This is a genomic window from Bacillus sp. PDNC022 (genome assembly GCF_016919285.1).
Lineage (GTDB): Bacteria > Bacillota > Bacilli > Bacillales > Bacillaceae > Bacillus > Bacillus safensis.
Genome location: NZ_CP070345.1, coordinates 3,777,048 through 3,791,213, shown reverse-complemented (window position 1 = coordinate 3,791,213; position 14,166 = coordinate 3,777,048). Strand labels below are relative to the sequence as shown.

19 protein-coding genes are annotated in these 14,166 nt (G+C 40.8%); 4 read left to right on the top strand and 15 right to left on the bottom strand.

From position 1 onward, the window contains the following. Positions 1–20: 20 nt before the first annotated feature. The 10 genes from JVX94_RS19290 to JVX94_RS19245 all read right to left on the bottom strand — a co-directional run bounded on the left by JVX94_RS19290 (position 21) and on the right by JVX94_RS19245 (position 6,646). Positions 21–1,109, bottom strand: a complete 1,089-nt coding sequence (locus JVX94_RS19290; protein WP_205184160.1) for an XkdF-like putative serine protease domain-containing protein — start codon at positions 1,107–1,109, stop codon at positions 21–23. Positions 1,110–1,147: 38 nt separating this feature from the next. Next, positions 1,148–2,605 carry a phage portal protein gene (locus JVX94_RS19285; protein WP_095409422.1) on the bottom strand — a complete coding sequence of 486 codons (1,458 nt, stop codon included), beginning with the start codon at positions 2,603–2,605 and terminating at the stop codon, positions 1,148–1,150. Then, positions 2,602–3,903: a PBSX family phage terminase large subunit gene (locus tag JVX94_RS19280; protein WP_205185580.1), complete on the bottom strand. Its 1,302-nt coding sequence runs from the start codon at positions 3,901–3,903 to the stop codon at positions 2,602–2,604. Before JVX94_RS19280 ends, JVX94_RS19285 begins: the two co-directional genes overlap by 4 nt. 8 nt (positions 3,904–3,911) lie before the next feature. Then, entirely contained in the window at positions 3,912–4,556 is a 645-nt protein-coding gene (gene terS / locus JVX94_RS19275; protein ID WP_205184158.1) for a phage terminase small subunit, read from the bottom strand. A gap of 152 nt (positions 4,557–4,708) precedes the next feature. Next, the gene (locus JVX94_RS19270) at positions 4,709–5,227 is read right to left on the bottom strand and encodes a sigma-70 family RNA polymerase sigma factor (protein ID WP_039181011.1); all 519 of its coding nucleotides are present in this window, start codon (positions 5,225–5,227) and stop codon (positions 4,709–4,711) included. A gap of 130 nt (positions 5,228–5,357) precedes the next feature. Then, entirely contained in the window at positions 5,358–5,564 is a 207-nt protein-coding gene (locus JVX94_RS19265) for an XtrA/YqaO family protein (RefSeq protein WP_025094214.1), read from the bottom strand. Then, complete coding sequence (locus JVX94_RS19260; protein ID WP_095409426.1) at positions 5,561–5,962, bottom strand: RusA family crossover junction endodeoxyribonuclease; 402 nt, start codon at positions 5,960–5,962, stop codon at positions 5,561–5,563. Before JVX94_RS19260 ends, JVX94_RS19265 begins: the two co-directional genes overlap by 4 nt. Before the next feature lie 102 nt (positions 5,963–6,064). Continuing rightward, positions 6,065–6,256: a hypothetical protein gene (locus tag JVX94_RS19255; RefSeq protein ID WP_223251022.1), complete on the bottom strand. Its 192-nt coding sequence runs from the start codon at positions 6,254–6,256 to the stop codon at positions 6,065–6,067. Further along, positions 6,234–6,386, bottom strand: coding sequence for a hypothetical protein (locus tag JVX94_RS19250; protein WP_186318692.1), 153 nt, complete (start codon positions 6,384–6,386; stop codon positions 6,234–6,236). The genes JVX94_RS19255 and JVX94_RS19250 overlap by 23 nt, the downstream gene beginning before the upstream one ends. After that, positions 6,383–6,646, bottom strand: coding sequence for a helix-turn-helix transcriptional regulator (locus JVX94_RS19245; protein ID WP_205184156.1), 264 nt, complete (start codon positions 6,644–6,646; stop codon positions 6,383–6,385). Before JVX94_RS19245 ends, JVX94_RS19250 begins: the two co-directional genes overlap by 4 nt. Positions 6,647–6,805: 159 nt before the next feature. Here JVX94_RS19245 and JVX94_RS19240 point away from each other — a divergent pair, with 159 nt between their 5' ends. The 3 genes from JVX94_RS19240 to bioB all read left to right on the top strand — a co-directional run bounded on the left by JVX94_RS19240 (position 6,806) and on the right by bioB (position 8,913). Beyond that, the gene (locus JVX94_RS19240; RefSeq protein WP_205184154.1) at positions 6,806–7,183 is read left to right on the top strand and encodes a helix-turn-helix domain-containing protein; all 378 of its coding nucleotides are present in this window, start codon (positions 6,806–6,808) and stop codon (positions 7,181–7,183) included. 221 nt (positions 7,184–7,404) lie between these two features. Continuing rightward, the gene (locus JVX94_RS19235; RefSeq protein ID WP_205184152.1) at positions 7,405–7,758 is read left to right on the top strand and encodes a hypothetical protein; all 354 of its coding nucleotides are present in this window, start codon (positions 7,405–7,407) and stop codon (positions 7,756–7,758) included. A gap of 159 nt (positions 7,759–7,917) precedes the next feature. Further along, complete coding sequence (gene bioB, locus JVX94_RS19230; RefSeq protein ID WP_205184150.1) at positions 7,918–8,913, top strand: biotin synthase BioB; 996 nt, start codon at positions 7,918–7,920, stop codon at positions 8,911–8,913. A gap of 35 nt (positions 8,914–8,948) precedes the next feature. Here the strand turns inward: bioB and JVX94_RS19225 are convergent, their stop codons facing one another. The 4 genes from JVX94_RS19225 to JVX94_RS19210 form a co-directional block, all read right to left on the bottom strand. After that, positions 8,949–9,422 carry a hypothetical protein gene (locus tag JVX94_RS19225; RefSeq protein ID WP_024423274.1) on the bottom strand — a complete coding sequence of 158 codons (474 nt, stop codon included), beginning with the start codon at positions 9,420–9,422 and terminating at the stop codon, positions 8,949–8,951. A gap of 371 nt (positions 9,423–9,793) precedes the next feature. Then, positions 9,794–10,627 carry an undecaprenyl-diphosphate phosphatase gene (locus JVX94_RS19220; protein ID WP_039183288.1) on the bottom strand — a complete coding sequence of 278 codons (834 nt, stop codon included), beginning with the start codon at positions 10,625–10,627 and terminating at the stop codon, positions 9,794–9,796. A 127-nt stretch (positions 10,628–10,754) separates the two neighbouring features. After that, positions 10,755–11,897 (bottom strand): AI-2E family transporter, encoded by a 1,143-nt coding sequence (locus JVX94_RS19215; RefSeq protein WP_205184147.1) that lies wholly within the window; start codon positions 11,895–11,897, stop codon positions 10,755–10,757. A gap of 73 nt (positions 11,898–11,970) precedes the next feature. Continuing rightward, a complete protein-coding gene (locus JVX94_RS19210) occupies positions 11,971–12,354 on the bottom strand; it encodes a DoxX family protein (RefSeq protein WP_205184144.1) in 384 nt (127 codons plus the stop codon). A 197-nt stretch (positions 12,355–12,551) separates the two neighbouring features. Between JVX94_RS19210 and JVX94_RS19205 the strand changes: the two genes are divergently transcribed. Next, positions 12,552–13,544, top strand: coding sequence for a Gfo/Idh/MocA family protein (locus JVX94_RS19205; RefSeq protein ID WP_197197738.1), 993 nt, complete (start codon positions 12,552–12,554; stop codon positions 13,542–13,544). A 73-nt stretch (positions 13,545–13,617) separates the two neighbouring features. On the opposite strand, the gene JVX94_RS19200 is transcribed toward JVX94_RS19205, so the two are convergent. Next, a complete protein-coding gene (locus tag JVX94_RS19200) occupies positions 13,618–14,142 on the bottom strand; it encodes a type 1 glutamine amidotransferase domain-containing protein (protein ID WP_144472287.1) in 525 nt (174 codons plus the stop codon). Between the last annotated feature and the right edge of the window lie 24 nt (positions 14,143–14,166).

Sequence of the window (14,166 nt, the reverse complement as noted above, 5' to 3'; positions counted from 1 at the left end):
TGTTTCCTCCTTATTTAGGCTTATAGTAAGCCATCCCATACGGGCTTTGTACTGTCGTTTTGTGTATCGTGGATTGTTTGTTTTGACATGCCTCGTGCTTTTTCAAGCATGTGAATCCGCTCTGAAATAGGCAAAAGCTGCTGCTGAAGCACTTGTTCAAGTGCTGCTTTTTCTCTGCTGGCTGATTTCTCTAAGGAAGAAAGCTGATGACGAATCGGTGCAACGACTTGCTCAAGCACCTTTTGGACAGGTTCTTCCCCTGTTTGATCTGTTTCCTGCTGTTCGGCCTGCTGTAAGACATTTTCGATAGCCATTTTTGCTTTTTCAAGCTCTCGTACTTGCTCCGTCGTCAAAGCGGCATCTTGTTTTTGTACGGAGGCTGGCTTTTCACCAATCGTTTGAAGCACATCTTCTGTCTTCAAAATGTCCTGCACGATTGGCAGCAATTGCTCAAGCGCTGCTCTTACACCCGCCTCATCACCATCACTTGACTGTAAGGTTTCCAGCAGGTGGTCTAAAACGCTCCAAAATTGTTGTGACATGTTTGCACCTTCCTCTTTCAAAAAGAAATTTTTCAACAAAGAAAAAAGCCCTCTCTCATTCGTGCTTTGAGATAAGAGCTGATCTTGTTCTTCTATTGCTACAATGTCCGCCGTTCCAGCCATTGAATATCCTGTAATGTGGCCTTTCTGAATTTGATCCCAAATCTCTTGCGAGGCCTTTGTCACGAGCACCCAAGATCCTTTTCGAATCAGCTCACCGCCTACTTCAAAATCAGCTGGTGCGATGTATGATTCAACAACTTCGCCAACACCATGTTGAAAATCATGCTGCTTGTCAATGTGGCGGGCATCCTTCATAAAACCATGTGCCGCTCTTTCAATTTCTTTGGCAGACATAAAGTCTTGGTGTGCATCAGGTGTATTCGGTTCATACACGACACCATACACAAGGCGATGAGCATCTTCTGCCTTTGTCAGCACACTGACCTCCTTTTGAAAGTCAGGCTGCTTTTTCTTTGCCTTCATCAAAAAGAATTTCTTTTTGTTTGCTGCTCTGTCTACATAGGAAACATGCGTAATTTTTGCGTTTTTTAATTCTCTTGGCATATGTTCACCCCCTTTCAAAAAAGCGCATGCGCTTCGGTTTATTCCTTCAACTGATTCGTCTCTCGTTGAGACTGTTCTTCAGCTGATGTCATGCGGCTTTCTAAAGGTCTGTGATAAAGATCCTCCGGCCATTCCTCTAACGTTTTCCCAAGAATACGTCCTGCCAGATCTCGCAAATCGTTTGGTGACACTGCCCCAGCCTGAATAAACGGTGTTAGAACTTTGGCAATCTCTAATGGGTCTCTAAAGTCAGGACCATTTAATAGGAAACGAACATGCCAAATATCAAGATCCGGCAGGAAAAGTGTATTGAGTTTTCCTGTGATAAGATGCCGTTCAGGCTGAAATACTTGTTCTTCTGTTGTTTTCCGCGCCGTATCGGCTGTCGCTTTGTTATAGTCTTGAGACTCACCTGTGTAAATAGGCGGCAGGCGAAAAGCAGAGCGGATTTTGTTTCTTGTTTTTTCATCGTATTCTAAAAAGAGTGCATCTTCTTGCAAGATCTCTGCTAGGGATTTAAAGTTCACTTTGACATTTGAGACATCTTCTTCTCCAGTTAACCCTTTTTCTGTCGGGAGTCCTTCAACTTCAAGCAAGAGAAACTTATGTGCATGATCAGAGCCTTCAATATCGTCCATATAATCCTGAAGCTGCTGATAGGAAGACTCTGACAGCATTCCATTTTCGACAATGATGGCACCAGGTACATGCCGCCCTTGTTTAAAATAAAGGTAGTTCAGCTCTTCTGCCTTGCGTGCTCCATACATATTGACGATGTTGCCAATCCAGCGGGGAATTCCATACGTTCCACTGCCGATTTTAAAATGAATTACTTCTGTTGCGCGCAGCGGCTCTGGGGTGGTGTCATCGTATTTACCTGTTTCACAATGTAAAATGCGCGGATCACCATATTCCTTGAAGAAGACTTTCTTTTCATTGATCACCTGCACATATTTACGGAATCGTTTCTTTCGATTCATTGTTTTCAATTCACCGTTTTCTGTGTACTGGAATTCGACGTCGACTGGCTCACTCAGCTTGCAAATACGGATATGGAGCGCATCTAAATACTCGATTCCTGCCGGCTTTCCCTGACCATCTCGGAGCACCTCTAAAAAACCATTGCCCGTTTTCTCCCGGTCTTCGATGACATAGCCAAGCACTACATCGGCTGATTCATCATAGTTCATGTATTTCGTAAACTCTTCAAGTCTTGTCCATTCCTTCTCTGCGGCCTTCTTTTTTGCTGGTTTCACACCTTCTGCATTAAAGTCAAAGGCATATTCTACACCAAAACCAAAGCCTAAAATATTGGTCTTATACGCATCAATACATTGCTGAAGAATGGTTGAATATTCTGCCATGCTTTTTAATTCATTGATATTGTAAGGCGGGGGAACAATGTCATCCTTTTCGTAGGAAAATTCATCTGCATACATTTGTTTTGTATGATCAGACATGTTTGCCTTCATAATGGTTGCTTTCAATTGTTTCATTGTATGGACCTCCTCTCTCTGTTTGGACGGACTCGCTCCGAGGCGGTCTGCTTCAAATCTGTCACTTCATAATCATCCAGCGCATACCAGATGGCTGATAATGTGTGCGGATCGATTTGAAATTCATCTTCCTCTAAGCGTCCATCCTTATCTGCCTTATAGGTTAGTGATTGAAGTTCATAGATGGTATATGGACAAGCATCAGAACAAATAATTTTCTTAAAACGTTTGATCTTTTTTGTATACTGCAAACGTGAGCCTTGAAACTTATGTGCGGCCACCATTTGAAAGCCGCGCTGCCGAAAATAGTGAATGGTTTTAGGTTCGGCTGCATCGGCTTTAATCAGTTCCTTTGTTTCAATAAACTCTTTCAAGTCAATGGCTGTTTCATCATCTGTCTTCCCGCGGTCATAATATTCCCAATAAATATATAAGTACTTTTTTTCATGATCGACAGCTAATCGAATGAGCGCATTGTATGACTCAACAAATCCAAAATCCATGCCTGCTCGTTTCAGCGGTCTGTCAATCTGTTGAATGGCTTCTAATACGTCAGAATGGCTTCTCACTTCAAATTGAGGAAAAACCTTTGTGCCATTAATGCCGAAATACCCCTTCCTCGCAATACGATAGAGATCCGGATCATACTCTTTCAGCTCATCCAGCTGCCTCACGTAGCTTTTAGGAAGGAATAGGTTATCTTCCGCCGTGGAGTGATGATAGTACGTATCCTTGATGACAACAGTTCGCTTTTTGTATAAGGTTTCGTCATCTAAAACAAAACGCTTTAGCTGTTCATCTCGAAAAAAATGTCGGTACGTCCAGTTATCCTGACCAACGGGATTGGTCGATAACATCATATAAAGCGGTAAGGATGGATGCCTCAGCCTTCCAAGCAGCTCTTTAAAGCCTTCATAAGAAACCTCTGAACATTCCTCAATCCAAATGATCGAGATGTTGTTGATCGATTTCAATTTTTCAGGCTTGTCCAGCCCTTTAAATAAGATGCTGCTGCCGTTTCGAAACGTCAGTGCAAGCGGCGAACTTCGGCACTTTACCACATGGTCGATGCCGAGGTCGCTGACGATCTCTTGTAATAGAGAAAAGGTTGATTCGCGGTGCGTATCATACACGTCTCGAATGACAAGTGCTGTCCGTTTTTCTTCCAGCAGCTTTAAGACGAGCTTTAAAGCAATGTGATAGCTTTTAGAGGAGCCGTAGCCCCCTACTAAAAATTGAAACTTTTGATTCCAATCGAATAGAAAGTGTTCAAAGTGAGGATTGACTTCTTTTTCAATCAATGGCGTCATGAGTGGTCCTCTTTTCGCTTGATCATAATTTGAAGATCTTCCTCTTTTTCTTCACGCACTGCCTTTTTTGTTTTTTCGATCGTCAGTTCAATTTGCTTCAGCCTCAATCTTCGTTCATCCTTTGCATGTGCGAGCTCTTCAAACTGTTTTATTAGACGCCTGAGTTCACCCATTGCACGGGATTGTGCATTTAAAAACGTGGCATGCCGATCCCATGAAAATTGAAACGAGTATTCTTCTGAGGTGATGTCTAGTTCTGTCTGAATGCCTTCTCCTGTTTCTTCTAATGAAGATGGCATGTATGCCGCCTTTTTCAGCTCTTTGATCATGTCCTCTTGATCTGCTACATACATGATTCGCTGCGCCCGAATTATGGCTGCATATTGAATTTGAATTTGGTCCCAGATTAAATCAAGTGATGTGCGTCCATCCATTTTCTCCATGATTTCAATCGTTTCATCTGAAAGAAATTGATTGAAAATCGAGTGTGCTTGCTTTGACGATGTTTTTTGTCTTTGCCATCCGTATCGCCTTTTCCACGATTTGACGGTATTGATCGAGACATTGTAATGATCAGCAATTTGCTGGTACGTCATCCCCTTCATATAATCCTGCTTGGCCTCTATCCGTTTATCTTTCATTTACATTCACCTGCCGCCTCCTTTTAATTCGAACGATTCCCTCTGAAGGAATCATTTGTGTAGGGCTAGCAAACATTCGTTTGGTCTTTCTAACTATAGGTGGCAACTGTAAGACAAGCTTTCACTGATTTATTTTCGGATAGAAAAAACGCCTATTCAGCAGCTCTGAATAGGCGTTCTTGTACTTTTTTGGACATCTTCGTCCGCGCTCTTTCCATATGTTTTTGGACAGTTCCTTTTTTGACATCCAGCATGACCGCAATCTCGCTAAACGATAACCCTTGTGTTGTGTGCATAAAGAATACGTCCTTTTCTCGATCTGTTAAAACAGACAAAGCTTCATCAATTCGTTTTTTGTCTCTCTCACTGACTTCTCTTTCTTTCTCTTGAATAAGGGTATATTCATGTGATAAAGCCTCTAACACTTCTGGATTTGCGAGGATGGTACGCTGATAGACTGAACGTCTGTCTAATCCTCTGCGTGCACCTGGCTCTCTTCCGATTTGAAGCCATTCTACTACGTATTCTAGATCGCTCACCATGCTGGCGATCATTTTTTTATCATGCTTATCTTGAACGGACAGCTGATGTTCTTCTTTTTCTTTAAATGGTTCATATTGTTTTCTAGCATTCTTTAATGCTCTTTTATATTCAATGAGTAAATCTTGCATATTGGCTCTCTCCCTTTTTTAAGAAAATAAAAAACGGACACCAATCAGATCCCCTTTTAGCAGGGTTTTGATCAGTGTCCGCAGGCTTTCCGTCTTGGACTTAATATTGTGCTTTGATATGTTCAGTCAGTTAACTGATTTTAAAACCAATCTCGTGATCTACTCTTGCAAAATGACCTTTTGCCGTTTGAATAATGGTTTTTCCATGTTCAGGTACATCCATTTTATAAGCCGTTCCTACATTCCCATCTAACACGATGACTTGAATTTTCCCTTTTTCCATCTCACCGACAAATGTTTGGTTTTCTTGAATGAGTAATTGTTTTGGCTCGTTCATATGCTTGTCTCCTTTTTTGGTAATGGCCTCGTGCCACCACCTACCGTATTGATAATGATTTCAACTCTTGGACACATACTATAAAACTGGGAAACTCTTAAATCGACAATCTGCAGAGGGACTTCATTCGCTATAGAATGAAGTGCTTCTTGAATATGCTGTAGACTTGGCTGAAAGATGCTGACGTGTACAGGGCGTATCAATCCTTTTTCTGCGTATGTACGCTTTTTTTGACAGTCAGCCATGTCAAGCGGCATGTGATCAAATAAACGAATCTCAAGTGATAGTGCGCCTTCTAATTTTTGCGGGCATTGTACTTTTGCAGCTGATCGTATTCGTTTCATCAATGCCTCCTTTGTTAACAAATGCTCATGCTCAATGATTAAATGGATGACCATGTTATGATCTCCCGTCATCCTCTGCCCATTGGCGGATGTCTTGTTCATTTTTACTCGCTTTGAGCAAGCATTTCAAGAATGTGATGATTTGCTTCCATCGTTTCACGTCGGCCTGATTCCTCCTTTTTTTGCCTCATCGACCTTAGCTTCCAGGAGGGTCATATATGTCTCTTTCTCTTCTGCTGTGGCAAAAACAAACATCGGTTTCTGATGATGAAAGGCGATCCAGCCGCCAGCTTGCTCTAAGCAAACCTGCGCTTCTTTTCTAGCATCAAACGTCAGCTGATGTCTCATCTTCTTCAGAGGCCTCCAAACTGTCCTCAATTTCTGTTTGGTATCCATATCGTTTCATGTCATATAACCAACAGCTTTTTGGATAGCCAAAGTCATTCATCTGTGTCACTATTGGATGCTCAATATTCATTCTGTTCGTCTCCCCTTTTTTAAGAACCGATCTTCTTTCAAGAAATTACTCTTTTCGTGTAACTTTTGACCAAAAAAAAGCTCTTGAACACCGGTATTCAGCAGATCTGCAATATGCTTTGCTATTTCTAAGCTAGGCTTCGTTCTGCCCATTTCGATATTCGCATAGCCGCTTGTGTACTTATATCCCAGTTTTTTCGCCATATAGGTTTGTGTTTTTCCTTGCAATATGCGCTCTTCTCGTAAATTTTCAAGTTTCATCTTTCCACCTCTTACTCAATATGTGTAAGTTATATTCCTTATGATAATATACACGAAACGAGTAAGTCAATCATATTTTTATTCTTTTTGTGTATTTATTTATCTTTTCCGTGTAATTCGTGATAAAATTTACTCATAACATGAAAAAAGGTGTTTCCGATGGATAATTTAACTGGGAAGATTTTAACTAAATTAAGAGAGAAGCATGGATGGAGCAAGTCAACAGTTGCTAAAAAACTCGGATTAAAGGCGATGTCCACCTATGCAAACTGGGAATATGGCTTGAGAAAGCCCGACGGTGAAATGATTGTGAAAATTGCCGAGTTATATGGAGTCTCAACCGATTATCTTCTCACAGGTAAGGACAAAGACAGGCCCGCCGACGATCTTGCAGACGATCCTGATTTGCAAATTGCGTTTAAAGCAGCCTCAGATTTTTCCGAAGAAGCACGAAGACAAACCATCGATTTTATTAACTACATTAGAGAGAAAGAGAAGCAAAAAGGCCGTCAGCCAAAACAGCGAGACGACCATTGATCATCTCTTTCCATCATGATTTATGTTGCTGGGATGAACCCAGCTTTTTTTATACCTCTTTTTTCCCCTAAAAAAGAAAGAGCATATGAATAAAAAATCATGTCTTTCCAACATAATATGTGACAATTTTCACCAAAATCACTCTTTTTTTACATATTATAATTGACATATAATTCTATTAATATTAATATATGTATATACCAAAAAAAGGAGTGTTACCGATGAAAAAATTCATGAAAGTCTGTACATTGTCTTTAGTTGCTTTAGGTGCTCTTACGTTCTCCCAAACTGAAGGTGCTCATGCAGCTGCACAGCCAAAAGAACCAGTCATAGCAAAAGCTCCTATTATGAATAAAGTAATTACGATCGACCGTAAAGTTAAGGTAGGATGGTCTGGTGCTTTTTCAATTCCAATCAGTAAAATAACTTTGTCCGGTAGTACAGATGCTGTTGAACTGAAACAAACTGCTCCAAATTTCACTTGGATTTACTTTTTAAAACCTGGCTTTGTTAAAGTATCTTATCTAAATTCAGATGGTGAACTTGTGATTAACAACTATACAATTACCTACTAAAACTCTTTTAAATTTATTAAGCTTAAGGCGATGACATCATATCATCGCCTTTAATAATGTGACAATTCTCTAAAACCAGCTAGACATTCAATTCTTGCTATAGACTAACCTATATGTTAACTTTTATTTATAATAAGTTGACATTTTAAGGAGCTGATGATGATAAAACACATATCTTTGTCTTGGGAAGCGATAGCGGAGAAAGCGCTGAAAAATGAACCGATCACGGCGCAAGAGGGTCTAGACATTCTTGAAGCTGACGATAGAGAATTGTTACCTATTATGCACGCAGCCTATCAGGTACGATTTCATTTTTTTCAAAAAAAGGTGAAATTAAATATGATTTTTAACGCAAAAAGTGGATATTGCCCTGAGAACTGCGGATATTGTTCACAGTCGATGATTTCAAAAGCACCAGTTGAAAGATATACAATGCTTGATCAAAAAACCATTGTGGCTGGCGCGCGTGAGGCACTCAATAGAAAAGCCGGGACTTATTGTATTGTGGCAAGCGGGAGAGCGCCTTCTCATAGGGAATTAGATGAAGTCACTGCAGCAGTCAAGGAGATCACTGAAACGATGCCTTTGAAAGTGTGTGCCTGTCTTGGGTTATTAAATGAAGACAAAGCGAAGCGGCTGAAGGAGGCGGGTGTTCATCGGTATAATCACAATATCAATACACATCATGATCATCATGCTCAAATTACGACAACTCATACATACGATGACCGCGTGTCGACCATTGAGCAGGTCAAACAGTCTGGCATGTCACCTTGCTCAGGGGTCATTATTGGAATGGGTGAAACCAATCAGCAGATCGTTGAAATGGCTTTTGCGCTTAGAGCACTTGATGCGGATTCAATTCCAGTCAACTTTCTTCATGCCATCGAGGGAACACCGCTCGAGCATCAAAAACGAACACACCCGATCAAAGCATTGAAAGTGCTGGCAATGATGAGATTTGTCAATCCAACAAAGGAAATTCGGGTATCCGGAGGAAGAGAGTTTAATTTACGGACACTCCAGCCGCTCGCACTTTATGCGGCAAATTCCATTTTCGTTGGTGATTATTTAACAACAAAAGGCCAGCAAGTCCAAATGGATCATCACATCATTGAAGATTTAGGGTTTGAAATAGAAGAATGTGCGTTATAAAAAAAGTCTGCCGATTCACCGGCAGACTTTTAAGATTAGAATCTTTTATGAAAATCGACAGTTCCACTTCCATCTTCTCGATCAAAGCTGCCAACAAACGTCCAGTTAATATATCCACCATCACCATTGTTGACAAACGTACCATCTTCAAATACCCAAATACCAAATGTAATACCGTCATATTCAACACTATCATAGTAGACAACATTGTTCAGACCGCTAAAGTCGTGATCTTGGCTTAAGTTTTGGACAACAACGTTGTAGTTTTGACCTGCTTCATAGAATGCACTGTACGCCGCATTTTTTACGAATCCATCACGATTTTGAGATGATTTTACTGCTTGTTCAATTTTATCGGCAATGGCTACTGGATCAATAGAGACACTTCCATCAACCCCTGTTGTTGTAGCAGCTTCAGCCGTTTGACCAAAAGTCGTAAGAGATAGAGGGGCAGCAATCATTGACGTAGCGATGACAGAACCAACAAACATTTTGCTTGTTTTTCTCATTATTTCTAACTCCTCCTTTAATTGGTATGTTTATGTACTACCCCTTTCTCTGTCTCTTAAACACTAATTTATGAAAAAAAATCTTATTCTACCAATTAAAAGGGTGTTTTTACTGTTTAATTAGGCGGAATAACAAAAAAACTACTCTTTATAAAAGAGTAGTTTCAGATTGTTGACAAAGGGCTAAAATGTTCTTGATTTTAGCCCTTTGTCTTCTTTTCAGCGTGATAGAAAACCTTTGCAGTCTAGGAAGGACGAGCACCGGAGCGGAGCGAATTGACATTCGTGAGCACCGGAGCGCAGACCTGACACAGAATGCGAGGGTTTGTCTACACGCTGAAACTACTCTTATAAAAGAGTAGTTTACAGTATTACATGAACAGGATAAATAAAATCACACCTAGGATAATTCGGTATATCGCAAAAGGCACCAGTTTGATTTTATTGATTAGTTTTAGGAAGAATCGAACAACAAAGAGAGCCACAACAAACGCACTCACAAAGCCGACGATAAAGAATGGCAGCATGTCTGTTGTTAAATATTCGGCATTTTTCACAAGGGTTAACAAGCTTGCTCCCGCCATAATCGGCATCGCCATGATAAATGTAAAGTCTGCCGCAGCACGGTGATTCAAACCAAGAATAACCCCGCCTGCGATTGTCGAACCTGAGCGCGAGAAGCCTGGCCATAATGCCAAACATTGAAACAGTCCGATATAAAGCGCCTGTCTGTAAGTCATGTTATCGACAGAGCTTGTTTCTGTTTTCCGTTTATTGATCCAGTCAGCGACAAGCATCAGCACTGCCCCTAAAATCAAACCGACAGCGACCGTTCTGACGTCAAACAAGTATTTATCAATATAATCTTCAAATAAGAAGCCTAAAATGACGGCAGGAACAAGTCCAACAGCAATTTGGGCAATGGTCAGTTTATGCCCGCTGCGCTTTTGTTCTTCGGTGATATTTTTCTTTAAGCCCAATAAGTTTAAAATACGATCTTTAAACACGATCATGACAGCTAAAATTGAGCCTAACTGAATCACGACTTTAAATGTGTTGGCCGCTTCTGGCGTAATAATTTCCTTTGATTTTAGCCAAAGATCATCGACAATGATCATGTGACCTGTAGATGAAACAGGTGCGTACTCTGTTAATCCTTCGACAATTCCTAAAACCAGTGCCACGAATAAATCCCATAGATTCATGATTTTCTTTCCTTTCAATTCTGATCTTTTGAACACGCCAAACATCTATGTCCACATAAAGACAAGCTTCCTTCATCGAAAGCTCGTCTTTATGATACTATATTTTTTTCAAAAAAAGATTATGACATCAAACCTTCTCTTCTTTATACAAATTGGACCGCATTTTGAACCAATCAAACAAGTGGGTCGTGATGACCTTCAGAACGGCATACGTCGGAATAGCGACAATGATGCCGACCACGTTGAACAATTTACCAGCTGTTAATATAACAAAAATAATCGTAATGGGATGAATATGCAGGTTTTTCCCCATCACCTGAGGAGAAATGAATTTCCCTTCAACTAGCTGAACCACTGTCCAGACTATAATAAGTTTTAACAGCATTACTGGTGACGTCACAAGTGCAATCACAATCGCTGGTGTAATCGCAATTGTTGGACCAAGGTAAGGGACTATGCTTGTACATGCAGCAATGATAGCGAGCAGCAGCGCATAGTCAAGTCCAATGATCATATAACCGATTAACAGAAGAACACCGATACAGAAGCTGACAATGATCTGTCCGCGAATATACGAGCTCAGACGGTGGTTCATTTCGTGAAGCATGATATGTGTATGTTCCCTCATTTTACTTGGGAAAAATTTCAATAGATAGTCAGGCAGCTTTTTGCCGTCTTTTAATAGATAAAACAAAATGAACGGCACAGTCACGATCGAGATGATAATTTCTGTGAGCGCCCCTAAGAATGTTCCTACACCGGTAAAGGTGCTTTCCAAAATCTTCGTCGCTTGACTGGATGCTTTACTTACCAATTCAGACACGTTAAAGTTCATCGAGTTTTGCACTTGATTAATAAAGTTACTTCCTGTTAATTGTCTAATTTGATCTTCTACCGTATCGACGTATTTCGGAAGATTATGAAATAGACTCATGGTTTGAGCTTGTAAAAAAGGAATAATGGACACGATGGTCACTGTAATAATCCCAATAATGACAATATATAAAAGCAAAATGGAATAGATCCGCTTGATTCTTGCTTTCTCTAACAAGTTGACAATTGGATTTAATAAATAATACACGACCCCCGTTAAAATAATCGGTAAGGCAATGGTTTTGACGAGTACAATGAGCGGTGTGAAAATAAATGATGTTTTCATGAAAACAAGGATATTCAATCCAATTAATAACAGAACGAGTAAAAAGAGAACAAACTTGTTATCAAGAAAAATTTTTTTAAATCGACTGCTCCACATTTGCATAGAGTTCATATCGTTCCTCCAAACACGGGCTATTTTATGAGTAAATTGTACACTACTTGATCATGATATGGTCGTCATTGTTTCAGCTTTTTTTCCATTTTGCAATAGACATCGCCCATACAATGAGAATCGGCTGTACAATAAGCCTTATCCATAGCAAGGCTTGTTCTGTATTTTCTTGACCTGGAAATGGTATTCCCTTACTTGCAGCAAATAAGTTTGCGGGGAAAATGAGTACAAGATAGACAGCAATGAATTTTGCCGCTGCGACCCTGACATTCGGCAAAAGCAACAGCACGGCCAGCAGCCATTCAAGACATGCAGTCGCATAGACCATTACATATGGAAATGGCCAACCTGGCATCATGCGGGCAAAGCCGCTCGGCTCTATCACATGAAAAATACCAGCCGCTATGAATAAAAGCGCAAAGGTGTATGTACTTCCTATATGCAGGACGCGCTTCATGTTTCCTCCTCTCCCTTCTATCCTGAGTATTACCCGAAGAAGGAAGAAACTACCCACTTTTCGTACATTTATATCCTTTATGTAAGACGCATCAGCCTATATAAAGGTTTCATCGGCTTTTCAATAAAAAGAATATTCTTTCATACAAACGCTTTCAAAGCATGTATAATCAGAGAAAAGCAGAAGGAGGGAATGACATGATTCGATTTGCTGTCATCGGAACGAACTGGATTACAGATCTATTCTTACAGGCTGGTGAAGGAATTGCTGATTTTACATGTACAGCCGTCTATTCACGGTCCGCTGAAAAAGGACAGGCCTTTGCCGAAAAATATGGGATTGATACGGTTTTTACGAACTTACAACAAATGGCGGAAAGTGATACGTTTGATGCCGTGTATATTGCGAGCCCAAATGCCCTTCATAAAGAGCAAGCCATGTTGATGATGGAGCATCAAAAGCATGTTTTATGCGAAAAACCATTCGCCTCTCATCGAAAAGAAGTGGAAGAAATGATTGCCGCAGCGAAAACACATCAAGTGTGTTTGATGGAAGCGATGAAAACGACATTTCTGCCAAACTTTCTTCAAATCAAACAGCATCTTGATCAGCTTGGACCTATCAGGCAGGTGGTCGCGCATTACTGTAAATATTCCTCAAGATATGATGCCTATCGAAACGGCGAGCTTCCAAATGCCTTTAAGCCTGAGCTATCCAATGGTTCTTTAATGGATATCGGTGTGTATCTAGTCTACCCAGCCATATACTTATTTGGTCTGCCGAATCAAATTACCGCGAGGGGCTATAAGCTTTCTTCTGGTGTGGATGGGAACGGCTCAGTCCTTTTACAGTATGACGGGCATCAAGCACTTCTTTTTCATTCTAAAATTTCAACGTCTCATTTATCGGCTGAAATTCAAGGCGAGGATGCCACGATGGTGATTGATCAATTCCACCGTCCTTCACGAATCACGATACATGACCGTGACGGACATCAAACTGACGTCTCTCTCAAAGATGATCAGCCAGCTATGTCTTATGAAATCAATCATTTTATTGAGTGTATTCAGCAAGGATTGGGGCAGTCTCCGGTCAACACTTTTGCCCTATCTGTTCAAACCATGTCCGTCATGGATGAAGCGAGAAGACAAATGGGTGTGATGTATCCTGCCGACAGACAAAATGTATAGGGCATGAAATGATGAACAAAGGGCGAAATTATTTTTTGTTCGCCCTTTGTTTTTTACGTTTCGCGTCAGTCGTTTATTTTGACGCTAACACATCCGCAAATGCTTTCACATACGGCGGAAGATCTGGCGGACGTCTGCTGGAGATGAGGTGGCCATCTGTGACCACTGCCTCATCGAACCAGTCCGCACCAGCATTTGTCATATCATCTTTAATACCGGGTGTACTTGTCACTTGTCTGCCTTTCAAGATTCCTGCTGAAATCAGCACCCAGCCGGCATGGCAAATCTGCCCGATTGGTTTTTCCTTCGCATCAAATGTACGGACGATCTCTAATACTTCTGGATAGCGGCGCAGTTTATCAGGCGCCCATCCGCCAGGGACTAGCACAGCATCATAATCATCAGCTTGGATGGAATAAAAATCTGCATCTGATACCGCCGGCACACCATACTTCCCGATATACTCATGATTTGCTTTTTCACCTACAAGATGGACAGTCGCCCCTTCTTCTCTTAAACGCAGAACCGGATACCATAGCTCTAAATCTTCAAAATCATCACTGACAAACGCAATGACCTTCTTATCTGATAAACGCATACTATCTCTCCTCTTCTTTTAATT